Source organism: Promicromonospora sp. CA-289599, assembly GCF_050936155.1.
Lineage (GTDB): Bacteria > Actinomycetota > Actinomycetes > Actinomycetales > Cellulomonadaceae > Promicromonospora.
On sequence record NZ_JBNJNI010000001.1, the window covers coordinates 4,435,490 to 4,456,954 of the forward strand.

The following is a 21,465-nucleotide window of genomic DNA, read 5'->3' on the forward strand; positions in this document are numbered from 1 at the left end:
TCACTATTCTTGCTCCGACTCGGGAGTGCTCGGAGGCCCGTCTGACTGCTGGCTTCGATTCCCCCATCGGGGCTCATACCCCTCGCCCAAATGGGAATAATAGGCCAGGGCTTCCATCAGCCGATCTCCATCTTCGCCTTGCAACGACGAACGGCTGGGGTGTCGCAGTTTCGAAATTGTCTGACCCAGGCGATCACTCATGTCACGCGCGGCAAAAAATTCGAGCAACCAAATGACGCGATCCACGTAATCGAGGTCATTGATAGTCCTATGCTCTGCCATGGCAGATGTAAGGCTGGCGAAAAGCGGAGGCCTCGCCCAGCCGGAGTAGATGCTCTGAGCGATGTATACGTTCGCCTCTCTCCTTCGATCGACCGCTTGTGCCGCCAGGACCACAACTGCGGTGCCACCACCGAGAGCGATCAAGCCTGACTCAGGCCAAGGGACGAGCGTGCTGCACACAATGGTAAGGATGAGAATTGGAGGCCATATTCCGTTCCGCAACTCATACTCCGAACGAAGGCGGTCGTAGTGTTGGTATTGCTCGGGCTTGCTTGAATGGAGGGCGTGGGCAGTGAGGTGGAACTCGTTCATGATCATCTGCGAGACGAGGCCTCTGACAACGGACGGCAGATTCGCAAGGCGATCATTGACGGCACTGATTACTAGTTGGTGAGACTCATCTCCCGGGATGTTGAGAAAGGCGTGAAGGCGATAGGACCACGATGACCCGGTTTTGGCTACTAAGCCTTCTAACAGGCGTTCCCGAACGTTACTAGTCTCGAACCTTCTAGCAAATCCTTCGGCGACAGATCCGACGACATAGGCGATTCCGCCGAGCAGTGCCCATGCGACACCATCGGGTAAGGGCGCCAGTACGGCTGACACGGCTCGGACTCCAGCATATTGCGGAAAATTTCCAGAGTAAGTCTGGTGGAGAACTAGTGCGCCCACGAAGACCCAAAGCACACCGGTGACGAACGGAGTTCGGAAGTCCCGAACGCCGGGCAGGATCGCTGACAGCAGCCCCATGGACCCTCCCTTCTTCTGAGATGTGCACGGACTGTCACGAGACTCTTGCCCCGGCTGGTGGTCGGGCGCAAGCGTCTTCCGTTGTTCACCCGACACTTCACCCGATCGCTTCAACATCGCAGGGCACCGTGAGGACTTTCTTTACTGGCTCAAGGCGCGGCTGCGCCGCGCGTCCGGCCCGCCCGGGCGGGGCCCCGCGATGGGGCCCCGCGCTGCGGCGCTTCGCGCCTCCGCGCACCCCACCGCACCCCACCCAGCGGGCCGAACTCGAAGAACGACGAAGCGGGCCCCGGCCAGGCTCGGGACCCGCCTACGATTCGCGGTGTGGACGCACTCGGCGCCGGACTACGTGACCTTGCTACGGCTCAAACGAACGAACAGCTCGTGGACGCCCTGTGGGACCTCCGCGACTCGGCATACGACAACCCCGCGACCTGGAGCGACTTCACAGCGGAGGTCTTCCTGCAAAGCCTCGCGGCCGAACTGGAGCAGGACAGCGGTCCGCTCACGACCAGCACGGTAGTTCGTGCCCTGGCGAAGGCGGTCGACCCACGACCGACCCGAGGCTAGGTCTCGGCCCAGCCCAACGTGCCTCCGGCGGGCACCCGGGAATCAAGAGGATCGAGGGACCGCGGTGTCCCTGTTCCTCCGTCATCCATTGGCTTGACCGGGACCCTGACACCGAACCCGCCGGCAGTGCAACAGGTCCCGCCGACACCCAGCACCACCGCACCAGACCACGACGGGCGGGACCTGTTGCACTGCCGGCAGAACCGATGTCCGAGACGTGCCCCGCGCCAACGGATGACGGAGGAACAGGGACCCCGAAGCAGGAGCATGGTGGGGTCACAAGCCCGCAGGGGAGTGGGCGACACCGTGCAGCTCCCCACCTGGTTCCCCACCAAAAGCCCCGCGAAGGCCGCTCGGAACCCACTTACTCGGGGTTTTCGGGCGAATGGAACCGCAGAATCTAGCCGTTCGAGCAGTACCCCTCGCCTTTGGGAGCAGAGGGTCGCTGGTTCGAATCCAGTCAGCCCGACCCCCGCCCACCAGCACTGATACACATTGGTGCTGGTGGGCTTCGTCGTCCTCGTCGGCCGGCGGAGCCTACCGGGGAGCCTCGGCGGACTCGGCCCTGGCTGGCGCTGTGCCGGTGCTGTTGCGCACGGTCAACGAGGTGGCCAGCTCGACGTGCCGGGACGTCGGCGGCTTGCCGGTCGACATCGCCATGATGGCTTGGACCGCCATCCGTCCCATGCCGTCGAGGTCCTGGTGAACGGTCGTCAGTGGCGGTGTCGTCCAGGACGCCTGGGGCGTGTCGTCGAACCCGGTGACGCTCAGGTCCTCGGGGACCCGGATCCCGAGCGCGTGCGCGGCCGCCAGCACGCCGACGGCGAGCTCGTCGTCGGCTGCCATGATCGCGGTCGGTGGGTCCAGCGCCGACAGGAGGTCGTGCGCGTGCCCGGCACCTGTGGCGACGTCGAACTCGTCAGCGCGGACCAGCTCGGGGTCGACCTCGAGTCCTGCGGCGTCCAGCGCCGCGGTGAAGCCGTAGAAGCGGTCGCGTGCGGCCTCGGAGAGCTCGGGGCCGCCGATCCACCCGATGCGTCGGTGACCGAGCGCGATGAGGTGGGCCGCGGCCGTGCGTGCACCGGTCCAGTTGGACGAGCTGACACTGACCATGCCTTGGTGGTTGGTGTCGACGGGGTCGACCATGGCGAACGGGATGCCGGCATCGGCTGCCGCGTCGATCAGTGCACCTGGTCTGGCCAGTGTGAGCCCGACGATCCCCGTGACACCGGCGGCGTGCTGCTCGGCGACCCACTCGCGGGCCACCGTGCGCTGCGTCCGTACCTCGCGCTCAGGGGCGAGCCGGGTGAGCATGTCCAGCTGCCCGTCTGACGCCTCCGTCAGTACCCCTTGAAGGACACCGAGGATGTAGGGCGATGCGGGGATGTCGTAGACGACGGCGATGGCACGCCGGGTCGTGGTCGGTACGTGCGAGGTCGTCGGCCGGTAGTCGAGCTCGGCGACGGCGCCGAGCACACGCTCCCGGGTCGCGCCCCCGACGTCGTCACGTCCGTTGAGCACCTTGGAGACGGTGGCCTTCGACACCCCGCTGGCGGCTGCGACATCCGCCAGGGTGGTCCGCCGGGTCGTTGAACGATCAGTCATGCGCGCCCCACCCTGTTCGAAATAGTTTCGCAGCCATGCTCGCACGATACCTGACTTATTGGTGCAGTGGCGGACTCTTGCATGGCCGTGAGGGCTCCTATAGTCTCGACGCGCAGCGCATAGTTGCGAAACTATTTCGGCAGAGTGGCCGTGTAGCGCAGCCGTAGCGTTTCGCCCGACTCGAGGAGGAGTTCGATGAAGTCACGGTTGAAAGGCATGAGGAGCCGGGGACGCCTCGGCGTCTCGGTAGTGGTCGCGGGGGCGCTCGTCCTCGGTCTCGCTGCATGTTCACGAGACGGTGGTGGAACCTCGGGCCTCGACGGCGACACCCTCGAGATGTACACGTGGATCGGCGGCGAGGCCGACAAGCAGCAGTGGAGCGACTACATCGCCGGGGGAGTGCACGCCGACCCGGAGATGAAGGTGAGCTTCTCCGGGCCGCCGATCGGCGACTACTACACCAAGCTGCCCACTGTGATGCGGAGCAACAGCGCGCCCTGCCTGGTCACGTTCCAGAACGGCCGGGTCAACCAGTACGTGGAAGGGCTGGAGCCGCTGGACGACCTGGTGCAGGAGAACAGCCTCGACCTGTCGGCGTACAGCTCGGCGATGCTCGAGCAGCTCAGTGTCGACGGCAAGCTCTACTCCATCCCGTTCAACGCCGGGCCCACGGTGATTCTCTACAACAGGCAGATGTTCAAGGACGCCGGCGTGGCCGAACCCACCAACGACTGGACGACCGACGACTTCATCGCGGCAGCGAAGGCGACCACGAAGGACGGCGTGTACGGCTTCGCGATCCCCCAGGCGTCGAACCCCATCGCCACCCTCATGGCGGCCGACGGTCACCCCTGGGCGGACGAGAACGGTCCGCTGATCGACGACCCGAACTTCCACGACGCGCTGCAGCTGCTCGTCGACCTGTCCAACAAGCACAAGGTCGCGAAGCCGCTCGAGGCGGCCGCCGGCGGGACCTTCCCCGACATCGACGCATTCAACACGGGCCAGGCGGCCATGGAGATGCAGGGGCTGTGGGATCTGCAGCACGCGCAGGAGTCTCTCGGCAAGGACAACGTCGGCATCGCCGTCATCCCGAGCAAGAGCGGCGCCTCCAAGGGGTTCATCGGCGGATCGGGCTTCGCCATCACGAAGACCTGTGGCGACAAGCAGAAGGCATTCGAGGCCATCGAGGCGATGACGAGCAAGAGCGGGCTCGAGTTCGTGACCACGTCGCAGGCCTCCGTGCCGGCGCGGCTCGACGCGCTGGACGCCTGGTCCACCAATGCCGGATCACCGGAGTTCGCCTCGGTCATCGAGCAGATGACCGGTGACGCGACGCCCTCGCCCGTGCCGCCCAACCAGGCCGAGCTCGACACGCTCCTGACGCAGTACGAGGTGGACGCCTTCTCCGGCAAGAGCACGGTCGAGGAAGTGCTGCAGCAGGTGAAGGCCGGCCTCGCGCAATGACGTTCGTGCGTCTGGACCGTGCGGAGGAAGGGGCCGCCGTCGGGGCCGTCGGCAGACCTCGCCGTCGGCCCCTCCGGGGTCCCCGATGGGTGGGGTGGGCCTTCGTCCTCCCCGGCCTCGTCGGGCTCGTGGTGTTCATCGTCCTGCCGCAGGTCGCCTCGCTGATCCTCGGATTCGCCGACTCGACCCTGCTGGGAGGCACCCGGTTCACGGGCACGGAGAACTACGCCCGGCTGCTGCGGGACCCGCAGTTCCTCAACAGCATCATGGTGACGGCCGTCTTCGTGCTCGTGTACGTCCCGGCGAACATCGCGATCTCGATGGCGATGGCGATGTGGCTGAAGACCCGCATCGCAGGCCGCAACTGGCTCCGTGTGATCTTCCTGATCCCGGCCCTGTCACCCCTGGTGGCGAACGCCGCGGTCTTCCGGTTGCTCTTCCAGCAGGACGGCGTCGTCAACCAGGCTCTGGCGGCGATCGGGCTGGGGCCGATTCCCTGGTTCAGCGACGGCAACTGGGCGCTGGCCGTCGTGATAGCCGTGTCGGTCTGGCAGTCGTTCGGCTACAACATGATCGTGCTCGGCGCGGGCCTCGACTCGATCAGCCCCGACGTCATCGCGGCATCACGGATCGACGGCGCCGGCCGGTTCCGGCGCCTGGTCTCGATCACGCTGCCGCTGGTCAGCCCCGCCCTGTTCTTCACGACGGTGCTGACCGTGATCGGCGCCTGGCAGACCTTCGCCCAGGTCTACGTGATCACGGGCGGAGGCCCGGGCAACAGCACGATGACGATCATGATGTACCTCTATCAGACCGCCTTCACGAACAACGAGCTCGGCTATGCGTCGGCCATCGCCACCGTGCTCTTCGTGATCATCGCAATCTTCACGCTGTTCCAGCTGTGGGGACAGAGGAGGTGGGTCCACTATGACTGAGCCGACGACCGCTCCGATGACTGAGCCGATGACTGAACAAGCTCCGCGGAAGCCGGGACCGAACTGGCGTCGCCGGTTGCGCACCGTCGGGTTCGCCGCCAACACGACGGTCGCGTGGCTGTTCGCGCTCGTGTTCTCGTTCCCGCTGATCTGGACCTTCTTCACGGCGCTGAAGCCGGGGAACGAGGTGTTCGGCGCCCAGATCAGCTTCATCGGTTCGAAAGTCCTCTGGTCCAACTTCTCGGATGCGTGGACCGAGGTCGACTTCGGACGCCTGCTCCTCAACAGCCTGGTAGTGGCCGCGATCTCGACCGTGCTCACCCTGGTCGTCGCGACCTTGACCGCGTTCGCGTTCGCGAGGCTGCGATTCCCCGGGCGGAGCGCGATCTTCGTGCTGTTCGTCATCACGTTGACGCTGCCGAGCGAGGTCGCCGTCGTGCCGCTGTTCCTCGGTTTCGACCAGGCCAGGCTCGCCGACACCTGGTTCGCGCTCATCATCCCTGGCCTCTTCGGGGCCTTCGGGGCGTTTCTGCTCCGGCAGTTCATGCTCCAGATCCCGGGGGAGCTGGAGGAGGCCGCCCGGCTCGACGGAGCCTCCACGTGGCGCCTCCTGATCAGCGTCGTCGTTCCGCTGGTGCGACCGGCCCTGTCGGTGCTGGCGATCTTCTCCTTCCTTGGCAGCTGGAACAGCTTCCTGTGGCCGCTGATCATCCTCAACAGCTCCGACAAGTGGACGATCCCCATCGGGATCGCCGGGTTCACGACCCAGACCGGAACGCAGTGGGAGCTGCTGATGGCGGCCTGCGTGATGACGATCGCTCCCGTGGTGATCGTGGTCGCCGTCGCCCAGAGGCAGCTGGTGGCCGCGATCGGCGCGGGTGCCTTCGGCGGGCGCTGAGCCCTGAGCGGCAGCTCCACGGCCCACGCAGGACGCTCGGCCGGGAAACCCCAGCCGAGCGTCCTGGTTTGGCACCCCGCCCGCCGCGGAGCCAGGCGGTCAGCGTCCCAGCCACCCACCGTCGACAGCGAGCACCTGCCCGTGCACGTACCCGGCGGCGGCCGAGGCGAGGAACACCACGACGTTCCCGATGTCCGCCGGTGTGCCCCACCGTCCGGCGGGGATCCGGGCCGAGAGCTGCTCGAGCCGCACCGGGTCCGCGAGCAGGGCCTCGTTCATCTCGGTGGCCATGTAGCCCGGCGCCACCGCGTTGACGCGCACTCCTCGCCCGGCCCACTCGTTGGCCAGGGCCTTGGTCAGCTGCGCCACCGCACCCTTCGACGCGGCGTAGGCGGGAACGTTCAGGCCACCCTGGAAACTGAGCAGCGAGGCGAGGTTGACGATCGCGCCGTCCCCGCGCTCCAGCATCGGGCGCCCGAACCGCTGTGCGAGCTGGAACACCGCGCGCAGGTTGACGTCGAGCACCCGGTCGAACGCGTCGAGCGGGAACTCGGCCGCGGGAAACCGGTCCTGCACACCGGCGTTGTTGACCAGCACGTCGACCTGGTGGCGGGCCAGCACGTCGTCGGCCGCCTCGTCGACGGCGGCGCGGTCGGCCAGGTCGACGGACACCAGCTCGATCGTGCGTCCCAGGGCCTCGGCCGTCTCCGTCAGGTCCTGCGGCAGGTCGCGGCGGGCCAGCACGACGACGTCCGCTCCGGCCTCCAGCAGCGCGGCGGTGATGCCGGCGCCCAGGCCGCGTCCGCCGCCTGTCACGACGGCGGTCCGCCCGGCCAGCGAGAACGGTGCCGCGCCGCTCACAGTGCACCGCCCGAACGCACCAGCACCTTGAGGTTGTCCTGTCCCGCCGCCGCGGACTCGAACGCCGCGGCCACGTCCTCCAGCGCGAACTCGGCGACGGGGAGCCGCTCGAGCCCGAGCTCTCCCGACGCGACCAGGCGCACCGCCTGTGCGACGTCCTCGTGGGTGTACACGCGCACCCCCACGAGCGTCTGCTCCTTGAAGCAGATCGCCTGCAGGTCGACGGGAGCGGGCTGCTTGTGCACGCCCACGATCACGATGCTGCCCAGCACGCGGGACACGCCGGGCAGCTGAGCGGCCACCGCGGGGTGCCCCGCGGTGTCGAACGTGACGTCGGCGCCCTCGCCGGCCGTCAGGGAGGCGAGGTGGGCGGCGGCGTCCACGCCGTCCGGCACCACGTCGAGGCCCAGCCCGGCGATGACCTCCCGCCGCCAGGTGCGCGGCTCGCCGACGACCACGCGCCCGGCGCCGGCGTGCGTCGCGACGAGCGCGGTCAGCACCCCGATCGGGCCGCCGCCGAGCACCGCCACGGTGTCACCCGCCCGCAGGCCCGAGCGGGCCACGGCGTGCACCGCCACGGCCAGCGGCTCGACCAGCGCGGCCAGCCGCGCCGGCACACCCGCCGGGACGACGTGCAGCGCCGAGGCAGGCAGCGCTACGTAGTCGGCCAGCGAGCCGGGCGCGTCGATGCCGTACAGCTCGAGGTCGCGGCACACGTGCGTGCTGCCCGAGCGGCACGCCAAGCAGCGCCCGCAGGAGATGAGGGGCTCGGCCACCACCCGGTCGCCCACGGCGAGCCCCGTGGTCCCGCCGTGGGCGACGACGCCCACGATCTCGTGCCCCGGCACGATCCCTGCCTGTGCGCGCGGGTGGGTACCGTGCAGGATCGACAGGTCGGTGCCGCAGATGCCCGTGTACTCGACCTTGACCAGCGCCCATCCGGCGGGCACCTCGGGTACGGGGACCTGCTCGACCGTGATCGTGTCCGGTCCCTGCCATGTTGCGGCCTGCATCGACGTCGTCATCGCGCCTCCTCCGTCACCACGTTGCGGGGCACCCGCCCGGCGATCGCCTCCACGGCGTTCTCGACGGTGCGGCGCTTGAGCTCGGTGTAGGACTCCTCCGTGTACCAGGCCAGGTGGGGCGTGAGCGTCACGTTCTCGAGCCGGGTCAGGGGATGCCCCACCGGTACGGGCTCCTCCTCGTGGACGTCGATCCCGGCCGCCCGCAGGCGGCCCTCGCCCAGTGCGGCGACGAGGGCGTCGGTGTCGACGACGCCGCCGCGGCTGGTGTTGACCAGGACAGCAGTGGGCTTCATCAGAGCCAGCTCCCGGCGCCCGACCAGGTGGTGGGTCGCCGCCGTCAGCGGGGTGTGCAGCGACACGACGTCGGCCCGGCGCAGCACCTCGTCGAGGGGTGCAACGGGCACGCCGTGCAGCTCGCCGTCGGCGTCGGGCGCGAGCACGTCGAACCCGAGCACCTCGTACCCCAGCCCGCGTGCCTTGAGCGCCGTCGCGTGTCCGATGCGACCCACGCCGACGACGCCGAACACCGATCCGCGGACCTGGCCCACCGGCCGTACCGCCTGAAGGTCGAACCGCCCCACCCGGACACCGCGGTCCAGCCGGGCGACGCCCCGGGACGCGGTCAGCGCCAGCGCGATCGCGTGGTCGGAGACGGCCTCCGTGCCGTAGTCGGGCACGTTGCACACCGTGACGCCCCGCGCGGCGGCCGCGGCGACATCGACCGAGTCGACTCCCACCCCGTACCGGGAGACCACCTGGAGCCCCGGCAGGGCGTCCAGCACCGCAGCGCTGATCTCGGCGTACTGCACCACCAGGCCGGCGGCACCGGCGGCCGCGGTGACGAGCTCCTCCGGCGTGCGTGCCTGCGCCAGCCGCAGCTCCACCCCGGCCTGCCGTGCGACGGCGATCTCCGCGTCGAAGGTGTCGTGGTCGCACTCGGTGATCAGCACCACCGGTGCGCCCGGTGCCCCCGGCACGAGCACCTCCACGCCCGTCGGCGTCTGCGGCCGCGCGCTCGTACCCGGAACGGAGCCGGGAATGGGGCGATCCGCGTTCTCGACGCGGGGATGTTCAGTTCTGGGCACTGGTGCCTCCTGGGCGATCGGGTGGCGCAGCGTCGCGCTACCTCCGAAGGATAACGGGACTTGGAGTAAACGTCACATGTATGATCTACTTCGATGAGGCGCCGCCAGTGCGGTGCTGAGTGTTTCTCCGAGGAAGAAGGAACAGAGCCATGACAACACCGCACACTCGCGCGCGGTTGACGAGTATCCCCACGAGGTCGGTCGCGCTGGCCACGGTGCTCGGCGCATCGATGCTCGCCCTGGCTGCCTGCACTCCGGGTGCCTCGACGGCCGAGGAACCGGACGCGCGGTACGGGTTCCCGATCGTCGAGCAGGAGGCCGACGCGCCCATCACCGTCTGGGTCGACGCCTCACGGCAGCCGGCCGCGGACGCCTTCAAGGCTGCCTATCCCGAGATCCCGATCACCGTGGAGACGTACGACGGCGGGGCTGACGGGTCGGGCTCGTTCCAGACCAAGGTCCAGGCCTTCAACCAGGCCGGGAGCGGTTGGCCCGACGTCGTGTTCTCGACGCAGAACAACGACGCGGCCTGGGCCAGCCAGGGGGACAAGGCCTTTGCCGCGCCGCTCAACGAGGGCTACTTCGAGCAGTCGTTCCTGGACGGGTTCACCGAGGGAGCCCTCGCGCCGCTCACCGTGGACGGCACGGTCTACGGCCTGCGCAACGACCTCGCACCGACCGTGACGTGGTACGACCAGAGCCTGATGGACGAGTTCGGCTACACGGTGCCCACGACGTGGGAGGAGTACCAGGAGCTCGGTGAGAAGGTCGCGGCCGAGCACCCCGGGTACATCATCGGTGGTGTCGGTGACGCGTTCGCCGAGGAGATCTACTTCTGGGGCGCCAAGGCTCCGGTGAACACCGTCGTGGACGCCAACACCCTCAGCTCCGACACGTCCGACCCGTACGCGCAGGACATGGCGGCGATCATCGACGACCTGCTCGATGCGGGCGTCCTCGCGCAGGAGAACGTCTTCAGCCCGGAGTTCGTGCAGAAGTACACCGGCAAGGTCCTGATGCTTCCCGGACCCGTCTGGTACTCGGGCGCGCTCTTCAGCAACCCGGACTCTCTCGATGCCGAGCCCGGCACGATCGCCGCGGGGCTGCCTCTCGCGTGGGAGGGCGAGGACGCGGTTGCCGGCAACGTCGGCGGCGGGACGTGGTTCATCTCGCAGCACTCCGCGAACCTGGAGGCCGCCAAGACGTTCCTCGAGTTCGTCACGAGCGACGACCGCTGGCAGGTGGAGGTGGCGTCCGGGCTGCCGGCGTACCAGGCTACGGCCGACAAGTGGCTCGCCAAGCAGGCCGAGGCCGGCTTCTTCGCCGGCGACTTCGCGGAGAACGTCTCGACCGCGTCGGCCCAGATCTGGGACGGCTGGGGCTACCCGCGATTCAGCCAGGAGGCGGTCTGGGCCAAGACGGTCACGCCGAAGCTGGCGGCCGGTGAGAGCCTCGTCGACCTCCTGCCGGAGTGGCAGACGGCCATCGAGAACGAGGCCCAGGTGAACGGGTACGCGATCAAGTGACAACGTCATCAGCCCAGCACTCGCTGACCGACGCCGCCCCCGGCTCCCTTCGCGGGGGCCGGCGACGGCACCCGACGAGCAAGCGGAGAACCGTCACCGGACGGTGGTCGCGGGTCAGCTACGTCTTCGTCTCCGGCTATACCCTGTTCGCCCTCGCGTTCGGGGTGCTGCCCACGCTGTACGCCGTGTTCATCGCGTTCCTGGACGGTGACGGGCGGTTCGCCGGCATCGCGAACTTCACGCGAGTGGTGGGCGACTTCAGGTTCTGGCCGGCGGTCCTCCACGTGGGCGCTTTCCTGCTGGTCTGGCTGGTCGCCCTGCTGGTGCTCGTCACGCTCCTGGCGCTGCTGGTCCACGGCATCGGACGGCGCTGGCTGAGCTCGAGCATCCGGTTCGTCTACTACATCCCGGGGGCGCTCGCCGGAGCGTCCTCGGTGGTGCTGTGGTTGTTCGTGCTCAACCCCTCCGTGAGCCCGGTATCGGCCGTGCTGCGCGCCTTCGGGTTCGAGACGTTCGTCCAGACGGTCTCGCCGGGCAACCTGCCGGTCGTCTTCGCGATCATCGCGTTCTGGACAGGGGCCGGTGGCTGGATCGTCGTCATGTACGGCGCGCTCAACAGCATCCCGAACGAGGTGCTGGAAGCCGCGCGCATGGACGGGGCAGGTGTGGTGCGGACGGCACTGCACATCCAGCTGCCGATGCTGCGCAAGTGGATCTCCTACATGGCCGTCATGTCCCTGGCGGGTGGTGCGCAGCTGTTCGTGGAGCCGCGGGTGCTCTCCCAGGCCAGCCACGCGGTCGTGCCTTCGGACTGGTCGCTGAACCAGCTCACCTACCTGTACGCGTTCAAGCAGCAAGATCTCAACGGCTCGTCAGCCATCGCCGTCATCCTGCTGGTGGTGTCGCTCGGCCTGAGCACGTTCTTCGTCATCCGAGGAGGCCTCTTTGAGCGCGATTAGCACGAGCACGCGCCCCCGCCACGATCTCAGTCCGAGGGACTGGCTCGGCCGCGCGTTCGCCGTCGTCGTCACGGTCTTCTTCCTCCTCTTCTTCGTCGTGCCCATGGTGTGGTTGCTGATCGCCTCCGGGAAGTCGCCGCACGACCTGATCACCACAGGGCCGTTCGTACCGGGAACCCTCGGGGACCTCGCCACCAACTGGAACGCGCTGATCCACTTCCAGGACGGCATCATCCTGCGCTGGCTCGGGAACTCCGCGTACTACTCGCTGGCGGCCCTCGCGATCACCCTGGTGACCACGATCCCGGCCGGCTACGCGCTCGCCCTCGGCGACTTCCGCGGACGGAAGGTGCTCCTGACGACGACCCTGGTCGTGATGCTGATCCCGAACACCGCGCTGGTGCTCCCGATCTTCCTCGAGCTCTCCGCCGTCAACCTGATCGGGACTCCGCTCGCCGCGATCCTGCCGTTCTCGTTCTATCCGTTCGGGGTGTACCTGACGTACATCTACTTCTCCACGAGCGTCCCGCGCGACCTGCTCGACGCCGCGCGGATCGACGGCTGCGGGGAGGTCGCCGTCTTCCGCAGGATCGCGATGCCGCTCGCGCTCCCGGTGATCGCGCTGGTGGGCTTCTTCAGCTTCGTGGCCAACTGGAACAACTTCTTCCTGCCGTTCCTGACCGTGCCCGGACCGGCGGCACCCATCCAGGTGGGCCTCACCGAGATGCTCAGCAACGTGCCGGCCTTCAACCCGACGTCTGCGGGGATGAGCACGATCGAGCTGCCGGTGCTGGCGGTGGCGACCCTGGTCTCCGTCACCCCGGTGCTGCTGATCTTCCTGTTCTCCCAGCGGTTCCTCGTCGCAGGCCTGACGGCCGGCGGGACAAAGGAGTAGGTGTTGGTACCTCGCACGAGACAGATCCTGGACGCCCACCTGCACGTGTGGGAGCGCGCGAAGCACCCGCAGCCCTGGATCGACCCCGACACGATGGCAGGCATCGACAAGGACTTCCCCCCGGAGTCGGCGGTGGACGAGCTGGGCCGCAACGGTGTCGGTGGCTGCGTCGTGGTCCAGGCCGTCAACGAGATCGAGGAGACGGTCGACCTGCTGGCCGACACCCGTGAGCTGGACGCCGTGGCCGGCGTGGTCGGCTGGGTCGACCTCGCCGGTGACGTCCCCGCGCAGGTCGCCACGCTGCGGGCGTGGCCAGGGGGCCACAAGCTCGTCGGGATCCGGCACGTCACGTTCGAGGAGGACGACGAGCGTTGGCTCTCCCGCGACGACGTCGGGCGCGGGCTGGAGGCGCTGGCTCCGCTCGGGCTCACGTTCGACGTCCTCGTGGGACACCGCCAGCTGGCGCAGGCCGCCGACGTCGTACGCGACCATCCGCGCACGACGTTCGTCCTGGACCACCTGGGGAAGGTGCCGCTGCGGAGCACGGAGCTCGTCGACTGGGCCCGGGATCTCGCCCTGCTCGCCGAGCAACCGAATGTCGTCGCCAAGGTGTCGGGGCTGGTGACGGAGGACGAGCCCGGCCGATGGACCACCGCACGACTGCGTCCGGTCATCGACCACGCGCTGCGCACGTTCGGTCCCGGCCGCCTGCTGTTCGGCTCGGACTGGCCGCTCGCGGAGCTCGAAGGGGGCTACGGGGCGTGGCTGCAGGCCTACCTGGACCTCACCGACCACCTCCCGGCGACCGACAAGGCGGCCGTCGACGGGCAGAACACCGCCCGGGTCTACGGACTCTCGCGATGACGCCCCTGCCATCGCGCCCGATCGGGGCCACGGGACTGCTGCTGACCGAGCTCGGGTTCGGGGCCGCGACGCTCGGCAACCTCGGCCGCGCCATGACGGACGAGGACGCGACGGCGACGGTCGACCGCGCGTGGGAGCGCGGCATCCGGTACTTCGACACGGCGCCGCACTACGGCCTCGGGCTGTCGGAACGCCGGCTGGGAGCCGCGCTGCAGGGCCGTCCCCGTGCGGAGTTCGTCGTCTCGACGAAGGTGGGGCGGCGACTCGAGCCGAACCCCAGCCCGACCCCACTGGACGACGACGGCTTCCTCGTCCCCGGCGACGTGCACCGCGTGTGGGACTTCAGCCGCGACGGCGTGCGGCGGTCGATCGACGCCTCGCTGGAGCGTCTCGGGCTGGACCACGTCGACATCGCCTACGCCCACGACCCGGACCAGCACTCGCCGGAGTCGGGCCGCCAGGCCCTCGAGGCCCTCGCCGACCTGCGTGCGGAGGGAGTCGTGCGCGCCGTCGGCGTGGGGACCAACGCTCCGCACAAGGTGCCGGGGCTGTTCACGCCCGGGCTCGCCGACGTCGTGATGGTGGCGGGGCGGTACACGCTCCTCGAGCAGAGCGGGTTGCGGTCGGCGCTCGAGCCCGCTCGGGCCGGGGGCGTCGCCGTGGTCGTCGCCGCGGTGTTCAACTCGGGTCTGCTCAGCAGGCCCTGGCCCCCCGACGACGCCAGGTACGAGTACGGGCCGGCGCCGGCGGACGTGCTCGCGCGTGCGCGCCGGCTCGCCGAGGTGTGCGAACGGCACGGGACGACGTTGCCCGCCGCCGCCGTCGAGCTGCCGCTGCTGCACCCCGCCGTCGCGGCGGTGGCGCTCGGCGCGCGCGACGCCGCGCAGATCGACGCGAACCTCGACAGGCACGACGAGGGCGTGCCGGCCGAGCTCTGGTCGGAGCTGGTGGAGTCGGGCCTGCTGGATCCCGGAGCTGTAGCACTTCCCTGATGTGAGGCGCTGAGGAAGGCGCCTGGCGGGGATGACGAAGGCCCCCGGATGCCGGATGGTGCACCTCGCACCATCCGGCATCCGGGGGCCTTTCCGGGCTCACCTGCCGGGATCAGCGGCCCTCGGACGACAGGCGGCTCGACGCCTCCTCCGTGACGAGCCGCAGACCGGCGCGTGCCGGGCGGACGTGCGGCCCGGCCGCCCGGGACCATCCCGCACGGCCGCGCACCTCGGTGATGGCCTGCTCGTCGACCGAGAGGCCGTTGCCCGGCTCGTCGCCGAGGACGACGCCGCCGTCCGCCACCTCGTGGTCGGTGTGCAGGCCCACGGGGTCGGTCAGGCTCTGCAGCTCGAGCGCCAGGTGGTTGGGGACGGCAGCGGCCGCGTGCCACACCGGGCTGGCGAGCGAGCCGACGGGGCTGACGGGCAGGTCGTGCGCGTGGGCCACGACCGCGACGCGGAGGAAGTGCGTCACGCCCCACATGCTGCCCACCTGCACGATATCGACCGCGCCGGCGTCCAGCAGGGGCCGCAGCTGCTCGAGGCCCGTCAGGTTCTCACCGGTCGCGACGGCCGCGCGGACCGAGCGCGTCAGCATCGCCATCCCTTCGGCGTCCCAGCGGCGCAGCGGCTCCTCGACCCACGTGAGGTCGAACTCGCGCTCCAGCTCGCTGATGTGACGGACGGCCTGCTTGCGGCTCCACGACTCGTTCGCGTCGAGCATGAGTGCCGGTCGCGGCGTGTTCTGCCGGAACAGGTCCCGGACCAGGCGGAGCCGCGCGGCGTCCCGGTCGAGGTCGAGGCCGCCCTTGATCTTGACGCTGGTGAAGCCCCGGTCGACCCAGCCCTGGAGCAGCGACCCGAGGTCCTCGTCCGGCACGGCGACCTCGAGGGCCGAGGCATAGGCGGGGACGAAGCGGTCGGCGGCACCGAGCGTGCGCCAGAGCGGCTCCTCGGCCATCTTGGCCTTCAGGTCCCACAGCGCCATGTCGAACGCCCCGACGCCGCCGAAGGTGGCGCCCGCGTGCCCGCTCTTGAAGACGTGCGCCAGCATGCGGTCGTGAAGGGTGGCGGTCGCCCGCGGGTCCTGGCCCTCGAGTGCGGGGAAGAGGCGGTCCAGGTCCGCGTGGGAGCCCACGCCGACACCCTCCAGCCCACCGTCGGTCTCGATCACGACCAGGGGGACGTCGGTGATCCCGTCGTCGATGAAACCGTTGACGTCCCCCACCGGGCGCCCCCAGTCCTGCACGGTCGTGAGCGTGCGGAAGCCAGTGATCTTCATAGTTGCTGTCCTTCGGCGCGGGCCCGTCATCGGGTAGCGGCGCCCCCATGGCGCCTTAAACAGCATACATCACACGTCTGCTGGCTTGGTCTCTTCGCTATAGTTCACGCATGACGGAACGTGATGGCGCTGACAACCAGATCACCGGAGCGCTCTCACTGCCCCTGCGCGCGCCGGCCAAGCGGCTGGGGGTCGTGGTGGTCGAGGCGCTCGTGGACCTGATCGTGTCCGGTCGGCTGGAGCCCGGGGACACCCTCCCGCCCGAGCAGCCGCTCGGCCAGCAGTTCGGCGTCAGCCGGACCGTCCTGCGCGAGTCGATCAAGAAGCTCGAGGAAAAGGGCCTCGTGACCGTGGGCCAGGGCCGCGGCACGGTCGTCCAGCCCACCAGGTCCTGGAACATGCTCGACCGGGTGGTGCTCGAGGCGCTGATCGCCCACGATCGTTCGCTGGGTGTTCTCGACGAGATCACGGTGGTCAGGGCGCAGCTGGAGTCGGTGATGGCGCGGGAGACGGCGGCCACGCGGTCGCACACCGAGCTGGAGGCGCTGCGCGCGACCCTGGAGGAGATGCGGGCGTCCCTCGACGACGTCCCGCGCTTTCTGGCGGCCGACGTCGCCTTCCACGAGACCGTGATGGCGATGTCGCGCAACCGCCTGGCGGAGAGCATCGCGCGGTCGCTGTTCGAGCGGGCGCGGGAGAGCAGCCGGTACTCCGTCGACGTGCCCGCGGCCTTCCACGAGCAGACCCTCCAGGAGCACGAGCGGGTCTTTGCCGCCATCGCGGCCGGGTCGGCCGACGAGGCGGCTTCGACCATGCTCGGGCACATCGTGGACGCCTGGACGCGACGGCGGCCGGCTGACCATCGAGGGACGAAGAGCGCCAAGTAGGCAAGCCCGCTGCACCGGCGCTGTGCCGGCGCCGATCTCTGCTGCGGCAACCCTTGCGCATACGTCATACGTATGATTCCGTAGACCCTCGGGGTAAAGCTGCCCTGCTCAACATCACGGAAGCGAACAGCCATGACACTGATGTCACGCACGCGAGAAGTCTCTGTTCGAAGGAAGGGCCGGTGGCGGGCGGCCGCCGGATCTGTCGGCGCGGCAGCCCTGCTCCTGAGCGGTCTGGGTACATCGATCGCCCAGGCGGCACCACCGCAGAAGGACACCGTCTACTACGCGTCACCCGACGGTCGCGACCACGGGCGGTGCCAGGAGAAGCACCCGTGCTCGCTGGAGCACGTGCAGGGCGTCGTGCGACACGCGGCGGCCAAGGGGAAGGGCGATGTCACCGTCGTGCTCGCCGACGGCACCTACCGCATCGACCGCCCGCTCGAGTTCCGTACGCAGGACGGCGGCCGGCGCGGGCACACCGTGCGCTGGACGGCTGCTGAGGGCGCGCACCCCGAGATCACGGGTTCGACCCAGCTCACGGGCTGGGAGCAGTACGACGAGGCCGCGAACATCTACGTCGCGGACACGCCGGTCGGTCTCGAGACCCGGCAGCTCTATGTCGACGGCGTCGCCGCGCCGCGGGCCTCGACCAGCCTGGAGCTGACCGACCTGACGCTCACCCCGACGGGGATGACGATCGACAACCCCGAGCTCGCCTACCTGGCGGACCTGCCGGACCAAGACCGGATCGAGTTCGAGTCGCTCGGCGACTTCACCGACCGCTACTCCCCGGTGCAGAGCATCGAGGGCAGCACGATCACCATGACCCAGCCCGCCTGGGACAACAACACGTGGGGCTGGGACACGGTGCAGTACTCGCTGCTCGCCGAGTCGAAGTGGTTCCTGGCGAACTCGCTCGGCTTCCTGGACGAGGCGGGGGAGTGGTATGTCGACCCCGACGCGGGGAAGCTCTACTACAAGCCCGCGGACGGCGTGGACCCGCGGGACCTCGACGTCGAGCTCCCGCGGGTGGAGACCCTCGTCAGCGTCGGCGGCACCTATGACGCCCCCGTCTCCAACCTGGAGTTCAGCGGTCTCACCTTCACCGGGACGTCCTGGCTCGGCCCTTCCTCGAACGAGGGTTACGTCAGCCAGCAGAACGGGGGCTACCTCAAGGGCGAGTACGACTACCGCCCCGCCGACGCCTTCACCAGCTGCAGCCGTGGCTGCGAGGCGTACGAGCGGACGCGCAACACCTGGTTCCAGGAGCCTTCCGCCGTGCAGGTGTCCGCCGCCGACCACATCACGTTCGAGCGGAACACCTTCCGTAACCTCGGGTCGTCGGGCCTCGGCATCGGCAACGACGACAACGCGACGCTCACCGGGATCGGGCTCGGCGCCAGCAACATCGACGTGACCGGCAACGTGTTCACCCATGTCGGTGGCCACGCCCTGTTCGTGGGCGGGCTCCGGGCGGACGCGCATCACCCCAGCGACCCCCGGATGACGAACCAGGACATCCGCATCGAGAACAACACCATCAGCCACGTCGCCGTGGAGTACCAGGACAACTCCGGCATCCTCAGCACCTACGTGACCAGGGCGCAGATCGTCAACAACGAGGTCGCGAACCTCCCGTACGCGATCGACACCGGTTTCGGCTGGGGGATCAACGACGCCGGCGGCTCCCAGGAGTACGTCCGCCGCGGGTACTACAAGCACAACCCGCTCTACCAGACGCCGACGACGCTCAAGGACAACCTGATCGCGGGCAACCTCGTGCGCGACATCAAGCCCGACTTCGCCGACTCCGGCAACATCTACAACCTGTCGGCGAGCCCGGGGACGGTGATCGAGAACAACTACATGTACAACGTCTCCGGCGTCGGCATCTATCTGGACGAGGGCAGCCGCTACATCCTCTCGCGGCACAACGTCCTGAGCGGCTCGAACCCGTGGGTCTTCACCAACGCGTACAGCGCCGGCAACGGTACGAACGACAACACGCTGCAGGAGAACTGGTACAACTCCGGCGGTGCCCAGATCCCGAACGCCGAAGAGCGCAACAACCGGCTGATCGACAACGTGCAGGTCAGCGGGAACAACTGGCCCAGCGCCGCGTGGGAGGTCATCTGCGCGGCGGGCGTCGCCCCCGAGTACCGCACGGAGCTCAACGCCAACCTCGGCGGTATCGACCCGCGGTGCGAGACCGCCGCCGCGACCGAGACCCCGTAACGGCAGCTGTTCGCACTGCCGGCGACGGCGCCCCCGCCCCCGCGACATCCCTGGCGCGGGGGCGCCGTCGCCCGTCCTACCTACCCCTCCAGATGAGGACCTCGTTGCCTTGACAGACATTGACGACCGCGTGCTCTTCGGTGCCGCGTACTACCACGAGTACCAGCCCTCTCCCCGGCTCGACCAGGACCTCGACCTCATGCAGGAAGCCGGGTTCACCGTGATCCGGGTGGGCGAGTCCACGTGGGCCACCTGGGAGCCCGAGGACGGGGTGTTCGACCTCGACTGGATGCAGCCCGTCCTGGACGGCGCGCACTCGCGAGGGATCGCCGTCGTGCTGGGTACGCCCACCTACGCGGTACCCCCGTGGTTGACGCGCAAGTACCCCGAGATCGCCGGAGAGCGACGCACCGGAGAGCGCATCGGCTGGGGGGCACGTCAGGAGATGGACCTGACGCACGCCGCCTACCGCTTCCACGCCGAGCGCGTGATCCGCGCAGTCGTCGGGCGCTACCACGACCATCCCGCGGTCGTCGGGTTCCAGGTGGACAACGAACCCGGTCTCGAGCTGCTGCACAACGAGGGTGTGTTCCAGGCTTTCGTCGACGACCTGCGCCGCACCTACGGCGACGTGGAGACCCTGAACCGGGAGTGGGGACTCGTCTACTGGTCGCACCGGCTCACCACCTGGGCGGACCTCTGGCGACCGGACAACAACGCCCAACCGCAGTACGACCTCGCCTGGCGAAAGTTCCAGGCCCGGCTGGTCACCGAGTTCATCGGCTGGCAGGCCGGGATCGTCCGGGAGATCGTCGGCGCCGAGAAGTTCGTGACCACCTGCATCGCCTACGACAGGCCAGGAGTGCAGGATCCGGAGCTGACGGCCGCGCTGGACGTGACCGCGGGCAATCCCTACTACGCGATGCAGGACGGACTCGCTCTCCCCGCCGCAGAACAGCTCCCGCTGGGCTGGACCACGAGCGGGACCTGGGCGATATTCCACAGCGCGGACCGGATGTACTCCTCGAAGCAGGCGCGGTTCCTGGTCACCGAGACGAATGCCGGGGCCATCGGCGGCCCGGCCATGAACGCGCCCGCGTTCGACGGTCAGTGGCGGCAGGCCGCCTGGGCGATGATCGTCCGGGGCGCACGAATGATCGAGTACTGGCACTGGCACACGCTGCACTTCGGTACCGAGACGTACTGGGTCGGCATCCTCCCGCACGATCAGCGGCCCGGGCGGGTGTACGAGCAGCTGGCCGCGCTGGGTGCGGAGATCAAGTCCGCCGAGGATCACCTGAGCGGGCTCGTCCCGGACGCCACCGTGGGGCTGCTGTGGTCCAACGAGTCGATGTGGGGCCTCGCGGGCCAGCCCGCGCTCGCCCGGGACGACGGCTCCGCGGACCCCGGCAGCTACCAGCGGATAGTGCACGCCTTCTACCGGGGAGCGTTCGAGGCCGGTGTGCCGGTGCGCATCGTCCACGACGTCCAGCTGGTCGAACAGGGCGACGGCACCTGGCTCCGCGAACCTGCCGAGGTCGCCGCCGAGCTGCCCGTCCTGCTGGTGCCGGCGCTCTACGTGGCCGGCGACGCGCTGCTCGACTGGTTGCGCGACTACGCCGAGGCGGGCGGGCACCTGGTGCTCGGACCGCGCACCGGATATGCGGACACCGAGGCCCGGGCGCGCACAGAGGTCAAGCCGGCGCGGCTCGCCGCCTCCGCCGGCGTCAGCTACCAGGAGTTCAGCAACCTGGCGACACCGGTGCGCGTGGCGGATTCCGACGGCGCGCTGGAGCCGCCCGACGCGGCCGCCGGCGCGGCGTGGGTCGACTACCTGCAGGTCTCGGACGACTCCGTGCAGATCCTCGCCCGATATCAGCACCCCGCGTTCGGCCGGTACCCGGCGATCACCACCGCTGAGGCGGGGCTGGGACGCGTCACCGTCGTCGGTACCGTGCCCAACGCCGAGCTGTCGGCCGCGCTGGTGGCCTGGGCGGTGCCGGCTGACAGGGACGTCTGGAGCTCTCTGACGACCGGTTCCGTCACGGCGACCTCGGCGACGACGGCCGCAGGTCGTCGGCTGCGAGTCCTGCACAACTGGTCGTGGGAGGCCTGCTCGGTGCGGCTGCCGACCGCCGTCACGGATCTCCTCTCCACCGAGTCCCTGGAGGCCGACGCGCTGGTCGAGCTGGGGCCGTGGGACGTCCGCGTCCTTCTGGAGTAGGAGCGAGAGCGCCCGTCGGGGTCCCGGCATGACACATGTCACGGGTCGGGACGACGAACCTCCTGGGTGCCGGTGACGGCAGGTCACTGGGCTACGTGCCGGGCTCCGCGAAGACTGGTC

18 protein-coding genes are annotated in these 21,465 nt (G+C 69.1%); 12 read left to right on the forward strand and 6 right to left on the reverse strand.

Annotated features, from left to right (window positions below; all coding sequences use genetic code 11):
- Window positions 1-3 precede the first annotated feature (3 nt).
- Complete coding sequence (locus ACQEVI_RS19780) at window positions 4-1,032, reverse strand: hypothetical protein (RefSeq protein ID WP_432901920.1); 1,029 nt, start codon at window positions 1,030-1,032, stop codon at window positions 4-6.
- A 324-nt stretch (window positions 1,033-1,356) separates the two neighbouring features.
- On the opposite strand from ACQEVI_RS19780, the gene ACQEVI_RS19785 reads away from it, so the two are divergent.
- The gene (locus tag ACQEVI_RS19785; protein ID WP_432901922.1) at window positions 1,357-1,602 is read left to right on the forward strand and encodes a hypothetical protein; all 246 of its coding nucleotides are present in this window, start codon (window positions 1,357-1,359) and stop codon (window positions 1,600-1,602) included.
- Between the two features lie 537 nt (window positions 1,603-2,139).
- Here the strand turns inward: ACQEVI_RS19785 and ACQEVI_RS19790 are convergent.
- Window positions 2,140-3,207: a LacI family DNA-binding transcriptional regulator gene (locus tag ACQEVI_RS19790; protein ID WP_432901924.1), complete on the reverse strand. Its 1,068-nt coding sequence runs from the start codon at window positions 3,205-3,207 to the stop codon at window positions 2,140-2,142.
- Window positions 3,208-3,423: 216 nt separating this feature from the next.
- On the opposite strand from ACQEVI_RS19790, the gene ACQEVI_RS19795 reads away from it, so the two are divergent.
- The 3 genes from ACQEVI_RS19795 to ACQEVI_RS19805 are packed head-to-tail and all read left to right on the forward strand — an operon-like array spanning window position 3,424 to window position 6,507.
- The gene (locus ACQEVI_RS19795; RefSeq protein ID WP_432901926.1) at window positions 3,424-4,674 is read left to right on the forward strand and encodes an ABC transporter substrate-binding protein; all 1,251 of its coding nucleotides are present in this window, start codon (window positions 3,424-3,426) and stop codon (window positions 4,672-4,674) included.
- Entirely contained in the window at window positions 4,671-5,609 is a 939-nt protein-coding gene (locus ACQEVI_RS19800; RefSeq protein WP_432901927.1) for a carbohydrate ABC transporter permease, read from the forward strand. Before ACQEVI_RS19795 ends, ACQEVI_RS19800 begins: the two co-directional genes overlap by 4 nt.
- Before the next feature lie 28 nt (window positions 5,610-5,637).
- Window positions 5,638-6,507, forward strand: a complete 870-nt coding sequence (locus ACQEVI_RS19805; protein ID WP_432901929.1) for a carbohydrate ABC transporter permease — start codon at window positions 5,638-5,640, stop codon at window positions 6,505-6,507.
- 99 nt (window positions 6,508-6,606) lie between these two features.
- Here the strand turns inward: ACQEVI_RS19805 and ACQEVI_RS19810 are convergent, their stop codons facing one another.
- The 3 genes from ACQEVI_RS19810 to ACQEVI_RS19820 are packed head-to-tail and all read right to left on the reverse strand — an operon-like array spanning window position 6,607 to window position 9,478.
- Complete coding sequence (locus ACQEVI_RS19810) at window positions 6,607-7,368, reverse strand: glucose 1-dehydrogenase (protein ID WP_432901931.1); 762 nt, start codon at window positions 7,366-7,368, stop codon at window positions 6,607-6,609.
- Window positions 7,365-8,393, reverse strand: coding sequence for a zinc-dependent alcohol dehydrogenase (locus ACQEVI_RS19815; RefSeq protein WP_432901933.1), 1,029 nt, complete (start codon window positions 8,391-8,393; stop codon window positions 7,365-7,367). The genes ACQEVI_RS19810 and ACQEVI_RS19815 overlap by 4 nt, the downstream gene beginning before the upstream one ends.
- On the reverse strand, window positions 8,390-9,478 hold the full coding sequence (locus ACQEVI_RS19820; protein WP_432901934.1) for a C-terminal binding protein: 1,089 nt from the start codon (window positions 9,476-9,478) through the stop codon (window positions 8,390-8,392). Before ACQEVI_RS19820 ends, ACQEVI_RS19815 begins: the two co-directional genes overlap by 4 nt.
- Window positions 9,479-9,627: 149 nt before the next feature.
- On the opposite strand from ACQEVI_RS19820, the gene ACQEVI_RS19825 reads away from it, so the two are divergent.
- Genes ACQEVI_RS19825 through ACQEVI_RS19845 form a run of 5 tightly spaced genes read left to right on the forward strand, consistent with a single transcriptional unit; the run spans window position 9,628 to window position 14,714 of the window.
- Window positions 9,628-11,004: an ABC transporter substrate-binding protein gene (locus tag ACQEVI_RS19825; protein ID WP_432901936.1), complete on the forward strand. Its 1,377-nt coding sequence runs from the start codon at window positions 9,628-9,630 to the stop codon at window positions 11,002-11,004.
- Window positions 11,001-11,963 (forward strand): carbohydrate ABC transporter permease, encoded by a 963-nt coding sequence (locus tag ACQEVI_RS19830; protein WP_432901938.1) that lies wholly within the window; start codon window positions 11,001-11,003, stop codon window positions 11,961-11,963. Before ACQEVI_RS19825 ends, ACQEVI_RS19830 begins: the two co-directional genes overlap by 4 nt.
- Window positions 11,950-12,858, forward strand: a complete 909-nt coding sequence (locus tag ACQEVI_RS19835) for a carbohydrate ABC transporter permease (RefSeq protein WP_432901940.1) — start codon at window positions 11,950-11,952, stop codon at window positions 12,856-12,858. The genes ACQEVI_RS19830 and ACQEVI_RS19835 overlap by 14 nt, the downstream gene beginning before the upstream one ends.
- On the forward strand, window positions 12,859-13,722 hold the full coding sequence (locus ACQEVI_RS19840) for an amidohydrolase family protein (protein ID WP_432901942.1): 864 nt from the start codon (window positions 12,859-12,861) through the stop codon (window positions 13,720-13,722). It abuts the gene before it with no gap.
- Window positions 13,719-14,714: an aldo/keto reductase gene (locus ACQEVI_RS19845; RefSeq protein ID WP_432901944.1), complete on the forward strand. Its 996-nt coding sequence runs from the start codon at window positions 13,719-13,721 to the stop codon at window positions 14,712-14,714. The genes ACQEVI_RS19840 and ACQEVI_RS19845 overlap by 4 nt, the downstream gene beginning before the upstream one ends.
- 112 nt (window positions 14,715-14,826) lie before the next feature.
- On the opposite strand, the gene ACQEVI_RS19850 is transcribed toward ACQEVI_RS19845, so the two are convergent.
- Window positions 14,827-15,996 carry a mandelate racemase/muconate lactonizing enzyme family protein gene (locus tag ACQEVI_RS19850; protein WP_432901946.1) on the reverse strand — a complete coding sequence of 390 codons (1,170 nt, stop codon included), beginning with the start codon at window positions 15,994-15,996 and terminating at the stop codon, window positions 14,827-14,829.
- 110 nt (window positions 15,997-16,106) lie between these two features.
- Between ACQEVI_RS19850 and ACQEVI_RS19855 the strand changes: the two genes are divergently transcribed.
- The 3 genes from ACQEVI_RS19855 to ACQEVI_RS19865 all read left to right on the forward strand — a co-directional run bounded on the left by ACQEVI_RS19855 (window position 16,107) and on the right by ACQEVI_RS19865 (window position 21,345).
- Window positions 16,107-16,883, forward strand: coding sequence for a FadR/GntR family transcriptional regulator (locus ACQEVI_RS19855; protein WP_432901948.1), 777 nt, complete (start codon window positions 16,107-16,109; stop codon window positions 16,881-16,883).
- 132 nt (window positions 16,884-17,015) lie between these two features.
- Window positions 17,016-19,121 carry a right-handed parallel beta-helix repeat-containing protein gene (locus tag ACQEVI_RS19860; protein WP_432901949.1) on the forward strand — a complete coding sequence of 702 codons (2,106 nt, stop codon included), beginning with the start codon at window positions 17,016-17,018 and terminating at the stop codon, window positions 19,119-19,121.
- A 109-nt stretch (window positions 19,122-19,230) separates the two neighbouring features.
- Window positions 19,231-21,345 (forward strand): beta-galactosidase, encoded by a 2,115-nt coding sequence (locus ACQEVI_RS19865; RefSeq protein WP_432901951.1) that lies wholly within the window; start codon window positions 19,231-19,233, stop codon window positions 21,343-21,345.
- Window positions 21,346-21,465 lie beyond the last annotated feature (120 nt).